Annotated in this window: 15 protein-coding genes; 6 read left to right on the top strand and 9 right to left on the bottom strand. The window is 72.3% G+C overall.

What is annotated here, in order from left to right; translation table 11 throughout:
* Nucleotides 1–67: 67 nt before the first annotated feature.
* Nucleotides 68–973 carry an RNA polymerase sigma factor SigF gene (locus ACIGAQ_RS22950; RefSeq protein WP_086854429.1) on the top strand — a complete coding sequence of 302 codons (906 nt, stop codon included), beginning with the start codon at nucleotides 68–70 and terminating at the stop codon, nucleotides 971–973.
* A 283-nt stretch (nucleotides 974–1256) separates the two neighbouring features.
* Here ACIGAQ_RS22950 and ACIGAQ_RS22945 read toward each other — a convergent pair whose 3' ends face one another.
* Nucleotides 1257–1451 (bottom strand): hypothetical protein, encoded by a 195-nt coding sequence (locus tag ACIGAQ_RS22945; RefSeq protein ID WP_311682850.1) that lies wholly within the window; start codon nucleotides 1449–1451, stop codon nucleotides 1257–1259.
* Between the two features lie 215 nt (nucleotides 1452–1666).
* On the opposite strand from ACIGAQ_RS22945, the gene ACIGAQ_RS22940 reads away from it, so the two are divergent.
* From ACIGAQ_RS22940 to ACIGAQ_RS22930, 3 genes are all read left to right on the top strand, one after another.
* Nucleotides 1667–2158 (top strand): MarR family transcriptional regulator, encoded by a 492-nt coding sequence (locus ACIGAQ_RS22940; protein ID WP_311682848.1) that lies wholly within the window; start codon nucleotides 1667–1669, stop codon nucleotides 2156–2158.
* A 13-nt stretch (nucleotides 2159–2171) separates the two neighbouring features.
* Nucleotides 2172–4712 carry an MFS transporter gene (locus ACIGAQ_RS22935; protein ID WP_399785529.1) on the top strand — a complete coding sequence of 847 codons (2541 nt, stop codon included), beginning with the start codon at nucleotides 2172–2174 and terminating at the stop codon, nucleotides 4710–4712.
* A 91-nt stretch (nucleotides 4713–4803) separates the two neighbouring features.
* Nucleotides 4804–5625: a YceI family protein gene (locus tag ACIGAQ_RS22930; RefSeq protein ID WP_399785526.1), complete on the top strand. Its 822-nt coding sequence runs from the start codon at nucleotides 4804–4806 to the stop codon at nucleotides 5623–5625.
* Here ACIGAQ_RS22930 and ACIGAQ_RS22925 read toward each other — a convergent pair.
* A complete protein-coding gene (locus ACIGAQ_RS22925; RefSeq protein WP_399785523.1) occupies nucleotides 5608–6318 on the bottom strand; it encodes an ANTAR domain-containing protein in 711 nt (236 codons plus the stop codon). The two genes, ACIGAQ_RS22930 and ACIGAQ_RS22925, sit on opposite strands and share 18 nt — an antisense overlap.
* Before the next feature lie 55 nt (nucleotides 6319–6373).
* Nucleotides 6374–7096, bottom strand: coding sequence for a GAF and ANTAR domain-containing protein (locus tag ACIGAQ_RS22920; RefSeq protein ID WP_399785520.1), 723 nt, complete (start codon nucleotides 7094–7096; stop codon nucleotides 6374–6376).
* Nucleotides 7097–7302: 206 nt separating this feature from the next.
* Here ACIGAQ_RS22920 and ACIGAQ_RS22915 point away from each other — a divergent pair, with 206 nt between their 5' ends.
* Together ACIGAQ_RS22915 and ACIGAQ_RS22910 are read left to right on the top strand one after the other, a co-directional pair.
* Nucleotides 7303–7665 carry an STAS domain-containing protein gene (locus ACIGAQ_RS22915; protein WP_394814267.1) on the top strand — a complete coding sequence of 121 codons (363 nt, stop codon included), beginning with the start codon at nucleotides 7303–7305 and terminating at the stop codon, nucleotides 7663–7665.
* Between the two features lie 10 nt (nucleotides 7666–7675).
* On the top strand, nucleotides 7676–8146 hold the full coding sequence (locus tag ACIGAQ_RS22910) for a PPOX class F420-dependent oxidoreductase (protein WP_311682835.1): 471 nt from the start codon (nucleotides 7676–7678) through the stop codon (nucleotides 8144–8146).
* 12 nt (nucleotides 8147–8158) lie between these two features.
* Here the strand turns inward: ACIGAQ_RS22910 and ACIGAQ_RS22905 are convergent, their stop codons facing one another.
* The 6 genes from ACIGAQ_RS22905 to ACIGAQ_RS22880 form a co-directional block, all read right to left on the bottom strand.
* Nucleotides 8159–8914: a TetR/AcrR family transcriptional regulator gene (locus ACIGAQ_RS22905; protein WP_311682833.1), complete on the bottom strand. Its 756-nt coding sequence runs from the start codon at nucleotides 8912–8914 to the stop codon at nucleotides 8159–8161.
* A gap of 46 nt (nucleotides 8915–8960) precedes the next feature.
* Nucleotides 8961–10457 carry an MFS transporter gene (locus ACIGAQ_RS22900; protein ID WP_399785515.1) on the bottom strand — a complete coding sequence of 499 codons (1497 nt, stop codon included), beginning with the start codon at nucleotides 10455–10457 and terminating at the stop codon, nucleotides 8961–8963.
* Between the two features lie 94 nt (nucleotides 10458–10551).
* Complete coding sequence (locus ACIGAQ_RS22895) at nucleotides 10552–12708, bottom strand: ArnT family glycosyltransferase (RefSeq protein WP_399785512.1); 2157 nt, start codon at nucleotides 12706–12708, stop codon at nucleotides 10552–10554.
* Complete coding sequence (locus ACIGAQ_RS22890) at nucleotides 12705–14093, bottom strand: glycosyltransferase (RefSeq protein WP_399785509.1); 1389 nt, start codon at nucleotides 14091–14093, stop codon at nucleotides 12705–12707. The genes ACIGAQ_RS22895 and ACIGAQ_RS22890 overlap by 4 nt, the downstream gene beginning before the upstream one ends.
* A gap of 14 nt (nucleotides 14094–14107) precedes the next feature.
* Complete coding sequence (locus ACIGAQ_RS22885; RefSeq protein WP_399785506.1) at nucleotides 14108–15715, bottom strand: sensor histidine kinase; 1608 nt, start codon at nucleotides 15713–15715, stop codon at nucleotides 14108–14110.
* The gene (locus ACIGAQ_RS22880) at nucleotides 15712–16452 is read right to left on the bottom strand and encodes a response regulator transcription factor (RefSeq protein WP_311682822.1); all 741 of its coding nucleotides are present in this window, start codon (nucleotides 16450–16452) and stop codon (nucleotides 15712–15714) included. Before ACIGAQ_RS22880 ends, ACIGAQ_RS22885 begins: the two co-directional genes overlap by 4 nt.
* Nucleotides 16453–16694: the final 242 nt, after the last annotated feature.

The raw sequence follows: 16694 nt of genomic DNA, 5'->3' as shown, positions 1-16694 counted from the left end.
AGGTGAAGGCTGCGTTCCCCGGACGGGAGCGTCCGCCGCGACCGTCCCGCGACCCAAAGGGGGTGGCATGTCCGCAGAACAGGGCAGCTCGAAGGTGCTCACGCTCGCGGAGAGCGACACAGCTCCCCATGCTCTCGACTCACTCGGCCCCATCGACGACGTTCCGGCCGAGCTCGCGACCGAGCCCGCGCCGGTGCTGCCGGCCACGGGGGCCATCGACACCCGCACCCTGTCCCGCTCCCTGTTCCTGCGGCTGGCCGCGCTCGACGAGGACAGCCCCGAGCGTGCGTACGTCCGTGACACGCTGATCGAGCTCAACCTGCCGCTGGTGCGGTACGCGGCCGCGCGCTTCCGGTCGCGGAACGAGCCGATGGAGGACATCGTCCAGGTCGGCACGATCGGGCTGATCAAGGCGATCGACCGGTTCGACTGCGAACGGGGCGTGGAGTTCCCGACGTTCGCGATGCCGACGGTGGTCGGGGAGATCAAGCGGTTCTTCCGTGACACGTCCTGGTCGGTGCGGGTGCCGCGGCGGCTTCAGGAGCTGCGGCTGGCGCTCACCAAGGCCAGCGACGAGCTCTCGCAGAAGCTGGACCGGTCGCCGACGGTCACCGAACTCGCTTCGGTGCTCGGGGTGTCCGAGGAGGACGTGGTCGACGGACTGGCCGTGGGGAACGCGTACACGGCGTCCTCGCTGGACTCGCCGGCTCCCGAGGACGACGGCGGCGAGGGCTCGCTGGCGGACCGGCTGGGCTACGAGGACACGGCGCTGGAGGGCGTGGAGTACCGGGAGTCCCTGAAGCCGCTGCTGGCGAAGCTGCCGCCGCGGGAACGGCGGATCATCATGCTGCGGTTCTTCGCGAACATGACGCAGTCGCAGATCGGCGAGGAGGTCGGCATCTCGCAGATGCACGTCTCCCGGCTGCTCACGCGGACGCTGGCGCAGCTGCGGGAAGGCCTGATCTCGGACTGAGGCCGGACCGAGGACGGTTGCCGGGTGCCCGTGGCGCGGTGTCTTCGCCTTCCCGCCGGTGGTGGGTCGGGGCCGCGCCGGGGGCCGACACGGCCCCTTGCGTTCGACGGCGGGTGGGCCCGCTCAGCTCAGCTGCGGGCAGTCGTGCCGCCGGGGCGATGGGATCCCCCCTGAGCGAAGCCGAGAGCTCGGGGGAGGGTGGGCGCAGCGGCACCCCGCTGCGCCGGATCGCGGACCCACTCGGCCCCGACTTTCGGTGCCGCGTACTTGAGAACCCGCCTTGTCAGCCCAGCGCCAGCCAAGCCACCGCCGCGATGACCGCCACGGCGACGATCACGCCGAGGACGAGTCCGATGCGCGGGCCGCCGCCCGTCGCCGCGGCCTGCCGCCCCTGCGGCGCCTCGTCGACGAACGCGCGGAACATCTGGGTGCTGCCGGCAGGGTCGTGATTGCCCTGGGGGGCCTGGTTGTTAGCCATGGCCCGAGACCCTAGCGAAAACGCCGGTGCTCCCCAAGTGGGGGTTGGTCTTCCGTTTAACCCCGTGCGCCCCGGAGCACCGGGCTCGCCACCTGCACATTTACTCTCGCAATACTTGCCTTTGCCAAGTTTTGATTTAGCACTCCCGCCTTTTATTTGCCTGCAGCAACCAATGGCTTCTATGGTTGCCCTAAGCAACGAAAGCGGGAGGTGTCATGGCCGAGAGGGCGCAGTACGAAGAGCTGGTCCGCCAGTTCAGTGCCTTCGGCGCCGTCAAGCGGGAGCTCGGCCGGATCATGCCCGCCGAGTGCCCCGGCGGGTCGGCGGCCGTGCTGACGCTGCTGGGCCGCCACGGCGACATGCGCATGAGCAAGCTCGCCGAGCTGCTCGCGGTGGACATGTCGGTCACCAGCCGCCATGTCGCGCACGTCGTCGACCGGGGCTGGATCGAACGCTCCCCCGATCCGGCGGACAAACGCTCACGCATCCTGCGCCTGACCCCCGCGGGCCACGCCCAGCTCGACGAACTGTCCCGGCGGACCACCGAGGTCCTGGCCGAGCGGCTGAGCGACTGGACCGACGAGGAGGTCGGCCGGCTCACGGACCTGATGGCGCGGCTGCGGGAGAGCTTCGACTGCCGGCCCGCGGCCCGGGCGGCGGCACCGCCCGCTTTCGAACGGACCACCCGTACACCCGCAAGCACGTAAGTAAAGGAAGCCCATGGCAACGACCACACCAGCCGGTGTGCGGGCTCATGCCAAGCACGGGGGAGGCTCCCACGGCTCCTCCGGCGACGCTCCGATGACACACCGGCAGATCATGGAGGCCCTCACCGGCCTGCTGCTCGGCATGTTCGTCGCGATCCTGTCGTCGACGATCGTCTCCAACGCCCTGCCCCGGATCATCGGCGACCTCGGCGGCGGGCAGAGCGCCTACACCTGGGTCGTGACGGCGTCCCTGCTGACGATGACCGCCTCCACCCCGCTGTGGGGCAAGCTCGCCGACCTGTTCTCCAAGAAGCTGCTGATCCAGCTCGCGCTGGTGATCTTCGTGCTGGGTTCGGCGGCGGCCGGCATGTCCCAGAACCCGGGCATGCTCATCACCTTCCGCGCCGTCCAGGGCATCGGCATGGGCGGTCTGTCCGCGCTGGCCCAGATCATCATGGCGGCGATGATCTCGCCGCGTGAGCGCGGCCGGTACAACGGCTACCTGGGCGCCGTCTTCGCCACCGCGATGGTCGGCGGCCCGCTGGTCGGCGGTGTCATCACCGACACCGACTGGCTCGGCTGGCGCTGGTGCTTCTACGTCGGCGTGCCCTTCGCCGTGATCGCCCTGATCGTGCTGCAGAAGACCCTGCACCTGCCCGTGGTGAAGCGGAAGGTCAAGGTCGACTGGGCCGGCGCCTTCTTCATCACCGCCGCCGTCTGCCTGCTGCTCATCTGGGTCACCTTCGCGGGTGACAAGTACGACTGGGTCTCGTGGCAGACCTACGCGATGGTCGGCGGTTCGCTGGTGCTGCTGGCGGTCTTCGTCCTCGTCGAGTCCAGGGCGAGCGAGCCGATCATCCCGCTGCGGCTGTTCCGCAACCGCACCATCACGCTGGCGTCGCTGGCCTCGCTGTTCGTCGGTGTCGCGATGTTCGCCGGGACCGTCTTCTTCAGCCAGTACTTCCAGCTGGCCCGGGACAAGTCGCCGACGATGTCCGGTGTCATGACGATCCCGATGATCGCGGGCCTGTTCGTCTCCTCCACCGTCTCCGGCCAGGTCATCACCCGGACCGGCCGCTGGAAGGGCTGGCTGCTCGCCGGCGGTGTGCTGGTGACCGCGGGCCTGGGGCTGCTGGGCACCATCCGGTACGACACCGAGTACTGGCACATAGCGATCTTCATGGCGCTGCTGGGTCTCGGCATCGGCATGATGATGCAGAACCTGGTGCTCTGCACGCAGAACCAGGTGGAGCCGGGTGACCTCGGTGCCGCGAGCTCCACGGTGACCTTCTTCCGGTCCCTGGGCGGTGCCGTGGGCGTCTCGGCGCTGGGCGCCGTGCTCGGCAACAAGATCACCGACTACGTGCAGGACGGCCTCGCCGACCTCGGCTCCAAGGGCGCGGCCCTCGGCCACGCCGGCACGGGCGGGGGCGGCATCCCCGACCTCGACACGATGCCCGCGCCGATCCGCACCGTCGTGGAGAGCGCCTACGGCCACGGTGTCGCGGACGTGTTCCTCTACTCGGCCCCGCTGGCGCTGCTCGCGCTGCTGGTGTCGCTGTTCATCAAGGAGGTCCCCTTGAAGACCAGGGGCGGGCTGGCGCAGGCCGCGGCCGCGGAAACCGGTGCGCAGGCTCCCGCAGAGGCGCCGGCCGAGGCGTCGGCCGAGAAGGCCGCGCCGAGCTGGGCCGTCGCGGAGACCGAGGCCGCCGGCGGGACCGGGCCCGAGGGCACGCAGCGGCTCGCCGCGGTCGCCACGGTTGCCCGGGCCGAGGAGCCGGCGTCCGGCGGGGGCGGCGTGCCGGTCCGCGGGTTCGTGCGCGGCGCCGAGTCCGCGCCCGTGCCGCAGGCCGCGATCACGCTGATCTCGCTGGCCGGACGCCAGCTGGGCCGGTCCGTGGCACAGTCCGACGGTTCCTACGCGGTCGACGCGCCGGGCGCGGGATCGTACGTGCTGATCGCCTCCGCCGACGGCTACCAGCCGCAGGCCTCGACGATCGTGGTCAACGGCGAGCCGCTCGCCTACGACGTCCTGCTCAGCGGCACCAGCGGGCTGACCGGCCTGGTCCGGGCCGCCGAGAGCGGGCAGCCCGTGAAGGACGCGATGGTCATCGTGACCGACGTGCGCGGCGACCTGCTGGCCACCCAGGCCACCGGGGAGCAGGGCGAGTTCTCCTTCGCCGAGCTGGTGCCGGGGGCGGTGACCGTGGCGGTGAACGCCGCCGGGTACCGGCCGCGCGCCCTGCCCGTCGAGGTCGGCGGCACCGGGGTCACCCGGGTCGAGATCGACCTGGACGCCGGAGCCCGCGTCCAGGGTGTCGTCCGCGCCCCGCACGGCCCGCTGGCCGACGCCCGGGTGACGCTGGTCGACCAGGCGGGCAACGTCGTCGGCTCGGCCACGACCGGGACGGACGGGGCGTACGCCTTCACCGACCTGGACGGCGGCGAGTACACGGTCATCGCGACGGGCTATCCGCCGGTGGCCACCGCGCTGACGGTCACGGGCCGCGGCACCGACGGTCACGACATCGAACTCGCCCACCCCGGCGAGTAGTACGGACCCCGGCCCGTGGCGGGCGGGCGCGCTCCGAGCGGAGGTGCGCCCCCTGTCACGGGCCGGTTTCTTTCTGAGGAGTTACGTGGAGATGGGACTGACCGCGAGGATCCGTACCCGGGACGGATGGGCCGTGTCGCACGCGGTCGTCACGGTGGCGGACATGACCGGCGCGCAGGTGCTGCGGGCCGAGGCCGACGCGGAGGGCGCCGTTCGGGACGCGTCGCCGCTGCAGCCGGGGGCGTACACGGTGATCGTCACGGCCGTCGGGTACGCGCCCGCCGCGTCGAGTGTGATCGTCACGGCGAGCGGGCGGGCCGAGGTCGGCACCGTGACGCTCGCGCGCCAGGGCGGCACCGAGCTGCCGCCGCCGGGCCCGTGGACGATCGACCCGGTGCACTCCAGCGTGGCCGCCGTGGCCCAGCACCTGGGCATCTCCAGCGTGCACGGCCGGTTCACGGAGTTCTCCGGCGCGATCGAGATCGCGCCGGACGACGTCACCAAGTCGCGCGTGGAGGCGGTGATCCGGGCCGGTTCGATCGACACCGGCAACGGCATGCGCGACGGGCACCTGAAGTCGCCGGACTTCCTGGACGTCGAGCGGTTCCCGGAGATCACCTACCGGTCCACGGGGGTCACGGCGACCGGCTCCGACCACTGGACCGTCCACGGCGAGCTGGGCATGCACGGTGTCGTACGGCCGGTCGACCTGGACCTGGCCTACCTGGGCACGGGCCCGGACCCGTGGGGCGGCACCCGGGCGGCGTTCCGTGCCACGACCGAGCTGCGGCGCGAGGACTTCGCGATGAACTACAACCAGGTCCTCCAGGCGGGCATCGCCGCCATCGGCACCACCCTCAAGGTGGAGCTGGACATCCAGGCCGTGCAGGGCGAGTCACTGCCCGCGGCGTGAGGAGGGGTCGCGCGGCAGGGACACCCGCGCCACCAACTGCCCGCACAGGTCCCGGAGCTTGACGTTCCGGTCCTGGGAGACCCGGCGCAGCCGCTCCATGGCCTGGCGGGCGTCGATGCGCTCCCGGGCCATGAGGATGCCGACCGCCTGGTCGATGACGCTGCGCGAGAGCAGCGCGGCGCGCACGTCGGCCGCCGACTGGCGCCGGCGCTCGATGGCCAGGGACACGTTGATCGCGTCCCCCGCCCGGGCCGCGAACGCCCGGGCCGTGTCCCGGGCGGTGTCCAGCGCCCCGGCCTGCACACCGTAGAAGTTGAACGCGGCGCCCGTCCCGCCCTCGACGGCGATCGGCACCGCCAGCAGACAGCTCACGCCCAGGGACAGCGCGTACGGCGTGTACGCCGGCCAGCGGGACTCCTCGGCCAGGTCCGGGGCGTACTGCTCGGCACCGGTCTCCGCCGCGTCGACGCAGGGCCCCGAGCCGTTCTCGTACTGCCGCAGATCCAGGCCGCTGGGCAGGCCGTCGCTGCCGGCCAGCGTGAGCAGCCGGTCGTCGCGGCGCACTGTCAGGCTGCACGCGGCCACGCCGGGCACCTCCTGCACCGCGCGGTCGGTCAGGTCGCGCAGCAGGGTGTCGAGACCACTGCTGCGCACCATCGCCTGGTCCAGCGTGTCGGACGTCTCGGAGCTCATGACCGTACGTGTATCCCGTCACCCCGCGAACACGCCCCCGAGGTGCCCGCCGCCCTCAGGGGGTGTTGTGGGTGCCCACGATGCGGCGGGCCAGCTCGCGCAGTTTGACGTTCTCCCGCTGGGAGGCCCGCACCAGACTGTCGAAGGCCGCGGCCGCGTCGATGCCCTGACGCTCCATGAGGATGCCGGTGGCCTGGCCGATCAGGTCGCGCGTGTGCATGGCCTCGGTGAGCTGCTCGCGCACGGTCGCGGAGTCCAGGGCGATACTCACGTGCGCGGTGAACAGCCGGCCGATGCGCGTCGCGTCCTCGTCGAAGACGCCGGGCTTGCGCGCGTAGGCCGTGAGCACGGTCAGCCGGCGCTTGTCGGCGCGCAGCCGCAGCGACAGCGCCGAGCGCAGCCCCAGGCCCGACAGCACGTCCCAGCCGTCGTCCGCCTCGCTGTCCGTTATCCGCGCGACGGGGCTGTGCCACAGCTGGTCCCAGTGCCCGCGGCCGTCGCCGCCGGTGTGCCGGGACTCGGCGGAGCGGACGACCTCGTCGGTCCAGGCGAGTGTGCGGAGCCTGTCACCGCGTTCGACCACGGAGATGCCGGCGTGCTCGGCCCCCGGCATGAGATGGACGGCCAGCCGGACCGCCGTGCGGAGCGTGCTGTGCGGCGTGGAGGTCTCGTGCAGCTGCTGAGACGCCACCGTCAGTGCTTCGGCCAGCTCGAAGCCGGCCGGAAAACGGGGCAAATCAGGAAACTCGGACGCAGCCACCACGAACCTCTTCGGCATGCACGGCCATGGCCGTGCGCAGGAGAGCTCCGCAGCACATTCCCGACTGCGAGCACAGGACGGACAGCACTCTAACTGTTCGGTTGCCTCGAAGTGACGCCCGGCCGACGGCCGGGCCAGGCCGCTTCCATGGCCACCCTCCGGCATGGTGGAATGGCGGCGGGTCAGGAAGCGGCCTTACCGGAAACCGGACGAACGTCTGCCAGGTGAGTGCCGTGACCTTCTTCACGAATCCCACAGAACCGCGCGACCTACCCGGCCGCGTCCACCTGACCATGCCCGCCGAGATCGACTACTGCAACGCCTCGGAACTGCTCCCGCACGTCATGTCCGAGGCCGAGGCCCGCGGGGACCGGCTGGACGTGCTCATCCTGGACCTCAGCGCGACCTCCTTCATGGACTCCCAGGGCGTCCGCCTCATCAACGACATACGCGAGGGCCTGCGTCCCGGGGCCCGGGTCCGGCTGGTGGCCCGTCCGGACGGGGTCGCGAGCCGCGTCCTGGAGCTCACCGGCATGCGCCGGGACGTCCCCGTGTACGACAACCTCCCGGAAGCGCTGGCGTCGTAGGCTGCCGGGCATGGCACCGAACATCGCGACGAACACCCGAGTCTCCCTGGACGAGTTGCTCGACTTCGTACGGCCCCGGCACCACGCGATCCTGCTGACCCGCCGGTCCGACGGCGGCCCCCAGGGCTCGCCGCTGACCTGCGGGGTGGACGACTCGGGCCGGATCGTGGTCTCCACGTACCCGGAGCGCGCCAAGACCCGCAACGCCAAGCGGGACCCGCGGGTCAGCCTGATCGTCCTCAGCGACGACTGGAACGGCCCGTGGGTCCAGATCGACGGCACGGCGGAGGTCGTCGACTCGCCCGACTCCGTCGAGCCGCTCGTGGAGTACTACCGGAACATCGCCGGGGAGCACCCCGACTGGGACGAGTACCGCGCGGCCATGGTCAAGCAGGGCAAGTCGATCATCCGGATCACGCCGGAGCGGTGGGGGCCGGTGGCGACGGGCGGTTTCCCGGCGCGGCTGGTCGAAGGGGAGTAGCGGCGGGAGCCGTCAGCCCCGGGCGACCATCGCCTCGATGCCCGCGATGAGCAGTTCCAGGGCGAACTCGAAGTCGCGCTCCAGCATCTCGGCGACCGTGTCGCCGCCGCGCGCCGCCATGATCTCCTGGGACTCCTTGATGACGTCGGCGGCCTGCGGGGCCTCGCTCACCGTGCTCAGGGCCTCCTGGAAGTACTCGTCCACGGTCATGCCGCCGGCCGCCGCCCGGGTGGCCAGGTGGCCCTCCAGCGTGCCGTAGCCGTAGACGAACTGGAAGACGGCCGAGATCGTGCTCGTCAGGCGCTGCGCGGGCATCCCGGTGCCGCGCACGACGCGCTGCACCACCCGCGAGAACGCCAGGTTGTGGGGGCCGATGTTGAGGAAGACACCCACCAGCGCCGACACCCAGGGGTGCCGCACCAGCAACGTCCGGTACTCCCGCGCCAGCGCCCTGACCTGCTCGCGCCAGTCCTCGCCCGAGTCCGGGTCGGGCAGCCGCATCTCGCCCATGACCGCGTCCAGGGCGAGTTCGAGCAGGTCGTCCTTGGTGTCGACGTACCAGTAGACGGACATCGCGGTGACGTTCAGCTCACCGGCCAGCCGCCGCATCGAGAACTTGGCCAGTCCCTCCGCGTCCAGCAGGCGGACGCTCACCTCGATGATCCGGTCCCGGTCCAGCCCCGAGGGCTGTCCGCCACCGCGCCGCCGGTGCGCCCTGCTCTCCAGCCAGACGCTGGTTCGCCCGGCCTTGTCGGCTGCCCTTGCCATGGCGCACCTTCCTCGTCGTGCTGCTGCCGGTCATGCTAAGTGCCCGTCAGGCGGACTCTGCCCGCTCGGCCCGCCGGAGCAACGCCGCGGCGACCAGTCCGCCCGCGAGGACGGCGACCGCGCCGACCAGCTGGCTCGTCTCCAGTCCCGAGGCGAACGCGTCGGAGATGCGTGCCTTCTCCTCGGGGCTGCCGGCCGCGGCCAGCGCCGCCGGGAGGGACGCGGCGGAGACGGTGACGAGCGAGGCGAACCGGGAGTTGAGCACGGCCCCGAGGACGGCGACGCCCAGTCCGTTGCCGAACTCCGCGAGCGTGCCGTTGACGCCCGCTCCCACCCCCGCCTTCTCCGGCGGGATCGCGCTCATGATCGCGTTGGCCATCGCGGGCATGGACAGGGCCACCCCCGCGCCCATGACGACCAGGCCGAGCAGCATGCCCCCGTACCCGTGCCCGCCGAGCAGCGCGATCGCCGCGAGCCCCGCCGACACCAGGGTCATGCCGAGCGCGATCGCCGCGGGCGTCCCCACCTTCAGCACGAGCTTCGCGCCGACCCCGGTGAAGTTGAGGGCGACCACGGTCAGTGCCAGCGGCGCGGTCCGCAGCCCCGCGTCCAGCGGCTCGTAGCCGAGCACGAACTGCAGGTGCTGGGTGAGCAGGAACAGCGACCCGGTCATGCCGAACGCCACGAGGATCGCGCCCGCGACCGCGCCGATGAACTTCTGGTTGCGGAAGAAGTGCATGTCGAGCATGGGGTGCTCGATACGCAGCTCCCACAGCACGAACAGGCCGAGGACGAGCACGCCGGTGAGCGCGGAGACCAGCACCTGCCCGGAGGTCCAGCCGTGTTCGGGCCCGGTGATGATCGCGTACACCACGGCCGTCATGCCGATGGTGGACAGCACCGCGCCGAGCAGGTCGGGCCGGTCACCGGCCTTGTGCCGCGACTCCGGCACCAGCGCGGCCACGGCCACCAGGCCGAGCACCGCGACCGGGATGTTGATGAGGAAGATCGCGCCCCACCAGAAGTGGTTCAGCATCACGCCGCCGATCAGCGGCCCGGCCGCGAAGCCGAGCGAACTGACCGTCGACCACAGCGCGATGGCCTTCACCCGCTCCCGGTCGTCGAAGATCTGCACGACGACCGCGAGGGTCGTGGTCATCAGCAGCGCACCGCCGACGCCCATGCCCGCGCGGGCCGCGATCAGCTGGGCCGGGCTCTGGGACAGACCGGCCGCCAGCGAGCCGACGCCGAAGATCGCCAGGCCCGACATCAGCATCAGCTTGCGGCCGTAGCGGTCGGCGGAGTTGCCCGCGGTGAGCAGCAGTCCGGACTGGACCAGCGAGTACGCGTTCATCATCCACTGGATGTCCGCGGTCGAGGCGTCCATCTCGCGGGTGAGCGAGGGGATCGCCACGTTCAGGATCGTGTTGTCGAGCAGCACGGTGAGCTGCGCGAGGCAGATGACACCGAGGATCAGCCAGCGTTGGGGATGGCCGCCGTGCGCCGTCGGAGGCAGGGCCGTTTCCTGGGAGGACGTCGTCATGTTCTACACCGTAGAACAGCTCCCATACGGTGTACAACGGAGTTTCGGGAGGGGCGGTGTTCCCGGCCACCGCCCCTCGTCCTCGGCGACCGGGTCAGCCGCTCGCCTGCCGTGTGAGGTCGTAGAAGGTGGCCGAACCGGCCGTGACCTTCTCGAAGTTGGCCTCGACCCAGGAGGTGATCCGCGCGGACGTGCCGTCGCCGCTGCCGCCCATGCCGCCGCCCACGCCGGAGGCGATGAAGTAGTGGATCTTCCCGGCGGCCACGTACCGCTGGAACTGCGCGAGGGTCGGGGACGGGTCCGTGCCGTTGAAGCCGCCCACGGCCATCACCGGCTCCCCGGTCGCCAGCTGGTGACTTGCCGCGTTCTGGGCGCCGATGGCCGCCGCGGCCCAGGTGTACGCGTCCGCGTCCGTCTCCAGCAGCTTCCTGGCCTCGGTGCCCACGCCCGCGCCGTTGAGCAGGCCGCCCATGCCGGCGCCACCGCCCGTGCCGCCCATGCCGTCCGTACGGCTGCCTTCACCGTTCTGCCGGTTCTGGTTCTGGTTCTGGTTCTGGCCGGGCGTGCCGCCGCCGGGGAAGCCCTGGCCGTCCTGCTGGTTCTGCCCCGGCTGGTTCTGGCCCCCTGGTGGGAAGCCGCCGCCGGGGCCTCTGCCGCCGGGTGCGCCGCCCCCGCCGCCCGGGCCGCCGCGGCCGCCCGCGACCGCGGGGCCCGCCGTGACGATGGAGCCGGTGTGGCCCTCGCTCAGCGTGGTGAGGGTGTACGCCGCGGGGCCGGCCAGCGCCGCCGCGAGGCCCAGCCCCGCCGCGCCCAGAGCGAGCCGACGCCCGAGCCGCCCCGCGAAGATCAGGCCGAGGGCGGCCGTGAGACCACCGACCAGGACCAGCCACTTCAGCCAGGGAAGGTAGTCGGAGGAGCGGTTGAGCAGGACATACCCCCAGGCGGCCGTCGCCGTCGCCGCGGCCGCCAGGGTCAGCGACGCCCACGCCCGGGCCCGCTGCTCCCAGAGCAGCGCCGCGCCCATGCCGGTCACCGCGGCGACATAGGGGGCGAGGGCCACCGTGTAGTACTCGTGGAAGATGCCCTGCATGTAACTGAAGACCAGCATGGTGGTGAGCAGTGCGCCGCCCCAGACGAGGAACGCGCCCCGGGTCACCGACGTGCGCCCGGCCCTGCGGGTGGCCACGAGCCCGGCGACGAGCAGGATCAGCGCGGCCGGGATCAGCCAGGACACCTGCCCGCCGATGGCGGACCCGAACAGCCGGTCCCAGCCGGTTGCGCCCCAGTTGCCACCACCGCCTCCGCCGCCCCCGCCGACACTGCCGGTCTCGTCGCCGTTGAGGCGACCCAGGCCGTTGTAGCCGAAGGTCAGCTCCAGGAAGCTGTTGTTCTGCGAGCCGCCGACGTAGGGGCGGGAGGAGGCGGGCCAGAGCTCGACGACCGCGACCCACCAGCCGCCGGAGACGACGATCGCGGCCAGGGCGGCGGCGAGCTGCCCGAGCCGCTTCCGCACCGTGACCGGGGCGCAGACGCCGTACACGAGGGCGAGCGGCGGGAGGACCAGGAAGGCCTGGAGGGTCTTGGCGAGGAACGCGAAGCCGATCGCGGCACCCGCCCACAGCAGCCACCTGGTGCGGCCGTCCTCCAAGGCCCGGATCACCAGGTAGCAGGCCACCGCCATCAGCAGGGCCAGCATCGCGTCCGGGTTGTTGAAGCGGAACATCAGCGCCGCCACGGGGGTCAGCGCGAGCACCACGCCCGCGATCAGGCCGGCCGCGGGGCTGAACCGGCGCCGCACGGCGGCGTACACGACGGCGACCGTGCCGACGCCCATCAGGACCTCGGGGACGAGGATCGCCCAGGAACCGAGCCTGAAGAGCCGCACGGACAGGGCCATCGGCCACAGCGCGGCCGGGGGCTTGTCGACGGTGATGGCGTTGGCCGCGTCCAGCGAGCCGAAGAAGAACGCCTTCCAGGACTGGCTGCCCGCCTGCACCGCCGCCGAGTAGAAGGAGTTGGCGTACCCGGAGGCGCTCAGGTTCCAGAGGTAGAGCGCGGTGGTCACCAGCAGCAGGGCGAGGAAGGCCGGGCGGGCCCAACGCGGGTCCTCGGGACGCCCGCGCCACAACCGCCCCGGCAGGGGCCGCTTCGGCTCACCGCCCTCGGGGGCGGGCGGGGGCGCGGAGGGCCGTGTCCAGGTCTCGGGACGCGCGGCCGCGCCGTCGGTCCGCCGGTCGTGGTGGACGGTCATCGCGGGTCCCTCGCATCGGTGTCATGCGGGCGCGCCGGCAACAGCTGCGCGGTGGCGTCCCGCCAGGAGTCCGCGACGTCACCGGCGCGGAAGGAAGTGGTGCCGTACGGAGCGGCCGGCTGGACGGCGAGCGGGGCGTCGTCCGCGCGCCGGTCGGGGAACACCCACGCCCGGAAGAGCAGGAAGCGCAGCACGGTCGCCGCGAGGTTGGCGGCGATGAGCACGGCCAGTTCGGTGGAGTGGGCGGGCTCGGACGTGGCCGCTCCCAGCGCGGCGAGCGAGCCGCTGGTCAGCGCGAGTCCGATGCCGAAGACGACCAGGCCCTGCGCCTGGTGCCGTACGGCCCCGCCGCGCCCGCGCACCCCGAAGGTGAGCCGCCGGTTGGCCGCGGTGTTGGCGACCGCGGAGACCAGCAGGGCGAGCGCGTTCGCCGTCTGCGAGCCGGTGAAGGCCCGGAAGCCGCTGTAGAGGAGCAGGTAGAAGAGGGTGGACAGGCTGCCGACCACGCAGAACCCGACGAGCTGGCGGGCCAGACCCCTCGGTACGTCCCCGATCTCACGGTCGCGCGGGTCGTCGCCGAACGGCCGGGTGAGCCGGTCCAGCGGCAGCGACCCCGTCGCCAGGGCCCGGCCCACCCGCCACACGCCCTTGAGGTCTTCGGTGGCGGTCCTGACGATGTGCACGGTCGAGTCGGGGTCGTCGACCCAGTCGACCGGCACCTCGTGGATCCGCAGGCCGGCCCGCTCGGCGAGCACCAGCATCTCGGTGTCGAAGAACCAGCCGGTGTCCTCCACCAGCGGCAGCAGCGCCCCCGCCACCTCGCGGCGGATCGCCTTGAAGCCGCACTGGGCGTCCGAGAAGCGGGCGTGGAGGGAGCCGCGCAGGATGAGGTTGTAGGCCCGGCTGATGAACTCCCGCTTGGGGCCGCGCACCACGCGCGAGCTGGGGGCCAGCCGGGAGCCGATCGCGAGGTCCGAGTGGCCGGAGATCAGCGGCGCCACCAGCGGGAGCAGGGCGTTGAGGTCGGTGGACAGGTCCACGTCCATGTAGGCGAGGACCGGGGCGTCCGAGGCGGACCAGGCGGCGCGCAGGGCCCGGCCGCGGCCCTTCTGCTCCAGCCGGTGCACGGTCACCTCGGGTATCCGCGCCGCCAGCAGTGCGGCCACCCGCGGGGTGGTGTCCGTGGAGGCGTTGTCCGCGATCGTGATGCGGAACCCGTACGGGAACGTCCGGGCGAGGTGCTCGTGCAGGCGGCGCACGCAGGGCTGGAGGTCCTTCTCCTCGTTGTGGACGGGGATCACTACGTCCAGGACAGGAGTTCCGGCTGGTGCGGCCGGGAGGTGCACCCGCGCCGGCAGGGTGCCGGGAGAAGAGTCGGTTCGCATGGCACCGACTGTCGTCAGGCGCCCTGTCGTGCCCATGTGGTGAGGCTGTGGCGTGCCTGTGAGTGCGGCTGCCCCGCCGTCTCCGGCTGCGGCGCGGGCGGCGGCGCGGGCAGGTGCACGGTGAACACGGTCCGCCCGGGCACGCTGTCGACGGTGACGGCACCGCCGTGCGCACCGGCCACGGCCTGCACGATGGCCAGGCCGAGACCGGTCGAGCCGGTGGCGCGGGAGCGCGCGGAGTCGCCGCGCGCGAACCGTTCGAAGACGTGCGGCAGCAACGCGGCCGGGATGCCCGGCCCGTCGTCCTCGACGTCCACGCGGAGCCACGGGCCGTGCCGTCGGACCCGGGCGGTGACGGTCGTGCCGGGCGGGGTGTGGCTGCGGGCGTTGCCGAGCAGGTTGACCAGGACCTGGTGCAGCCGGGCGGCGTCCGCCGGGACGAGCGCGGGCCCGTCGGGCAGGTCGAGCCGCCAGACGTGGTCCTGGCCGGCCGCGCGGGCGTCGCTGACGGTGTCGACGACCAGGGGGACGAGGTCGGTCGGCTCGAACCGCAGCGGCCGCCCCGCGTCCAGCCGGGCGAGCAGCAGCAGGTCCTCGACGAGCAGCGTCATCCGCCCTGCCTCGGACTCGATCCGGCCCAGGGCGTGCCGGGTGTCGGGGCCGACCTGTTCCCGTCCGCGCCGGGTGAGTTCGGCGTAGCCGCGGATGGAGGCCAGGGGGGTGCGCAGTTCGTGGCTGGCGTCGGCGACGAACTGCCGTACCCGCGTCTCGCTCTGCTGGCGTGCGTGCAGCGCCCCGTGGACGTGGTCGAGCATCCGGTTGAGCGCGGCGCCGACCTGCCCGACCTCGGTGTGCGGGTCGGTCTCGGAGTCGGGGACCCGTTCGCTGAGCCGCACCTCGCCCGTGTGGAGGGGCAGTTCGGAGACCCGGGTGGCGGTGGCGGCGACGCGGCGGAGGGGGCGGGTGGCGACGCCGACCAGTACGGACCCGGCCAGTCCCGCGGCGGCCAGCCCGGCCGCCGTGACGCTGATCTCGACCAGGACGAGGGTGTTGACGGTGCCGGTGACGTCGGTGGTGGGGAGGGCGACGTAGTAGCTGCCCTTGTCACCGGACCTGTACTCGACCCGGTACTCGCCGAGGCCCGGGAGGGAGACGGTCTCGATCGTCCCGTCAGTCTGCGCGACGGTGGCGAGCGCGGCGGTCTGGGCGGAGGTGAGCGACTTCGCCGTCATCCGGAAGTTGTCCTCGGACTTCTCGCCGCGCGCGGAGTCCGCGATCTTCCCGTCGCGGATCTCGGCGGCGACCGTGCCGCTCGGTTGCGGTCCCTTGGTGACGAAGTCGGTGAGACTGCTGCGCTTCGGCTGGGTGAGGGCGTCGCCCCCGTCCCGGCCGGGGTCCTTCGGAGGGCTCAGCGCGGCCCGCGCGGCGACCTCGTGGAGCTGCCCGTCCAGCTGCTCGTACAGATGCGACCGCAGGGCGAGGGTCGTCACGGTCCCGATCACCGCGCACACTACGGCGATCAGCGCCACGGACGCGACGACGAGCCGGGTGCGCAGCGTGCGCGGCCTGCCCGCCCGCCTGCCGGCCGCCCCCCGCGCCCGCGGCCGTCGCCGTCCGCTCACGACACCGCGGGCTTGATCAGGTAACCGGCACCGCGCCGCGTGTGGATCATCGGCTCCCGCCCGGCGTCGATCTTCCGGCGCAGATACGAGATGTACAGCTCGACGACGTTGGCCTGGCCGCCGAAGTCGTACGACCAGACGCGGTCGAGGATCTGCGCCTTGCTCAGCACGCGCCGCGGGTTGCGCATCAGGAAGCGCAGCAGCTCGAACTCGGTGGCGGTGAGGTGGATGTGCTCCCCGGCCCGGGTCACCTCGTGGCTGTCCTCGTCCAGGGTGAGGTCGCCGACGACCAGCGTGGACTCGGACCGCCGGTCGGCGGCGCCGGAGCGGCGGATCAGCCCGCGCAGCCGCGCGACGACCTCCTCCAGGCTGAACGGCTTGGTGACGTAGTCGTCCCCGCCGGCCGTCAACCCGGCGATGCGGTCCTCCAGCGCGTCCTTGGCCGTCAGGAAGAGCACCGGCACGTCCGGCAGTTCGCGGCGCAGCCGCCCGAGCACGGCCAGCCCGTCCATGTCCGGCAGCATCATGTCGAGGACGACGGCGTCGGGCCGGAAGTCCCGCGCGGCCTGGATCGCGCCCGTACCGTCACCGGCACTCCGGATCTGCCATCCCTCGTAGCGCAGCGCCATGGACAGCAGCTCGGTGATCGACATCTCGTCGTCCACCACCAGCACGCGGACGGGGCTCCCGTCCGGCCTCAGCAGTTCGGTGCGCCCCTGGGGCGAGGTCGTGGTCATGTGAACACGATGTCGAGACCCTCTGAGAGCGCCCTTTCCCGCACCTGTGATTTGTCTGAGAAACCGACAGGGCCTCTCAGGGAACGTCTGGGAGCGCCTGGGAAGCGGAAGCGGGGCCGGTCACATCCCCACGGCCGACAGGGCCTTGGCCGGGGATCCTGGCCGACGGGCACTGGCCGGCGGGTCGTGGCCCGTGGGCCCTGGCAGTGGGCCGTGGCCGACGGGGCGTGGCCCGCGGGCCC

The sequence above is a fragment of the Streptomyces sp. NPDC085932 genome (genome assembly GCF_044540525.1).
GTDB classification, from domain to species: Bacteria; Actinomycetota; Actinomycetes; order Streptomycetales; family Streptomycetaceae; genus Streptomyces; species Streptomyces levis.
Note: the sequence above shows the minus strand (reverse complement) of the source record. Positions and strands in the feature narration are given on the sequence as shown.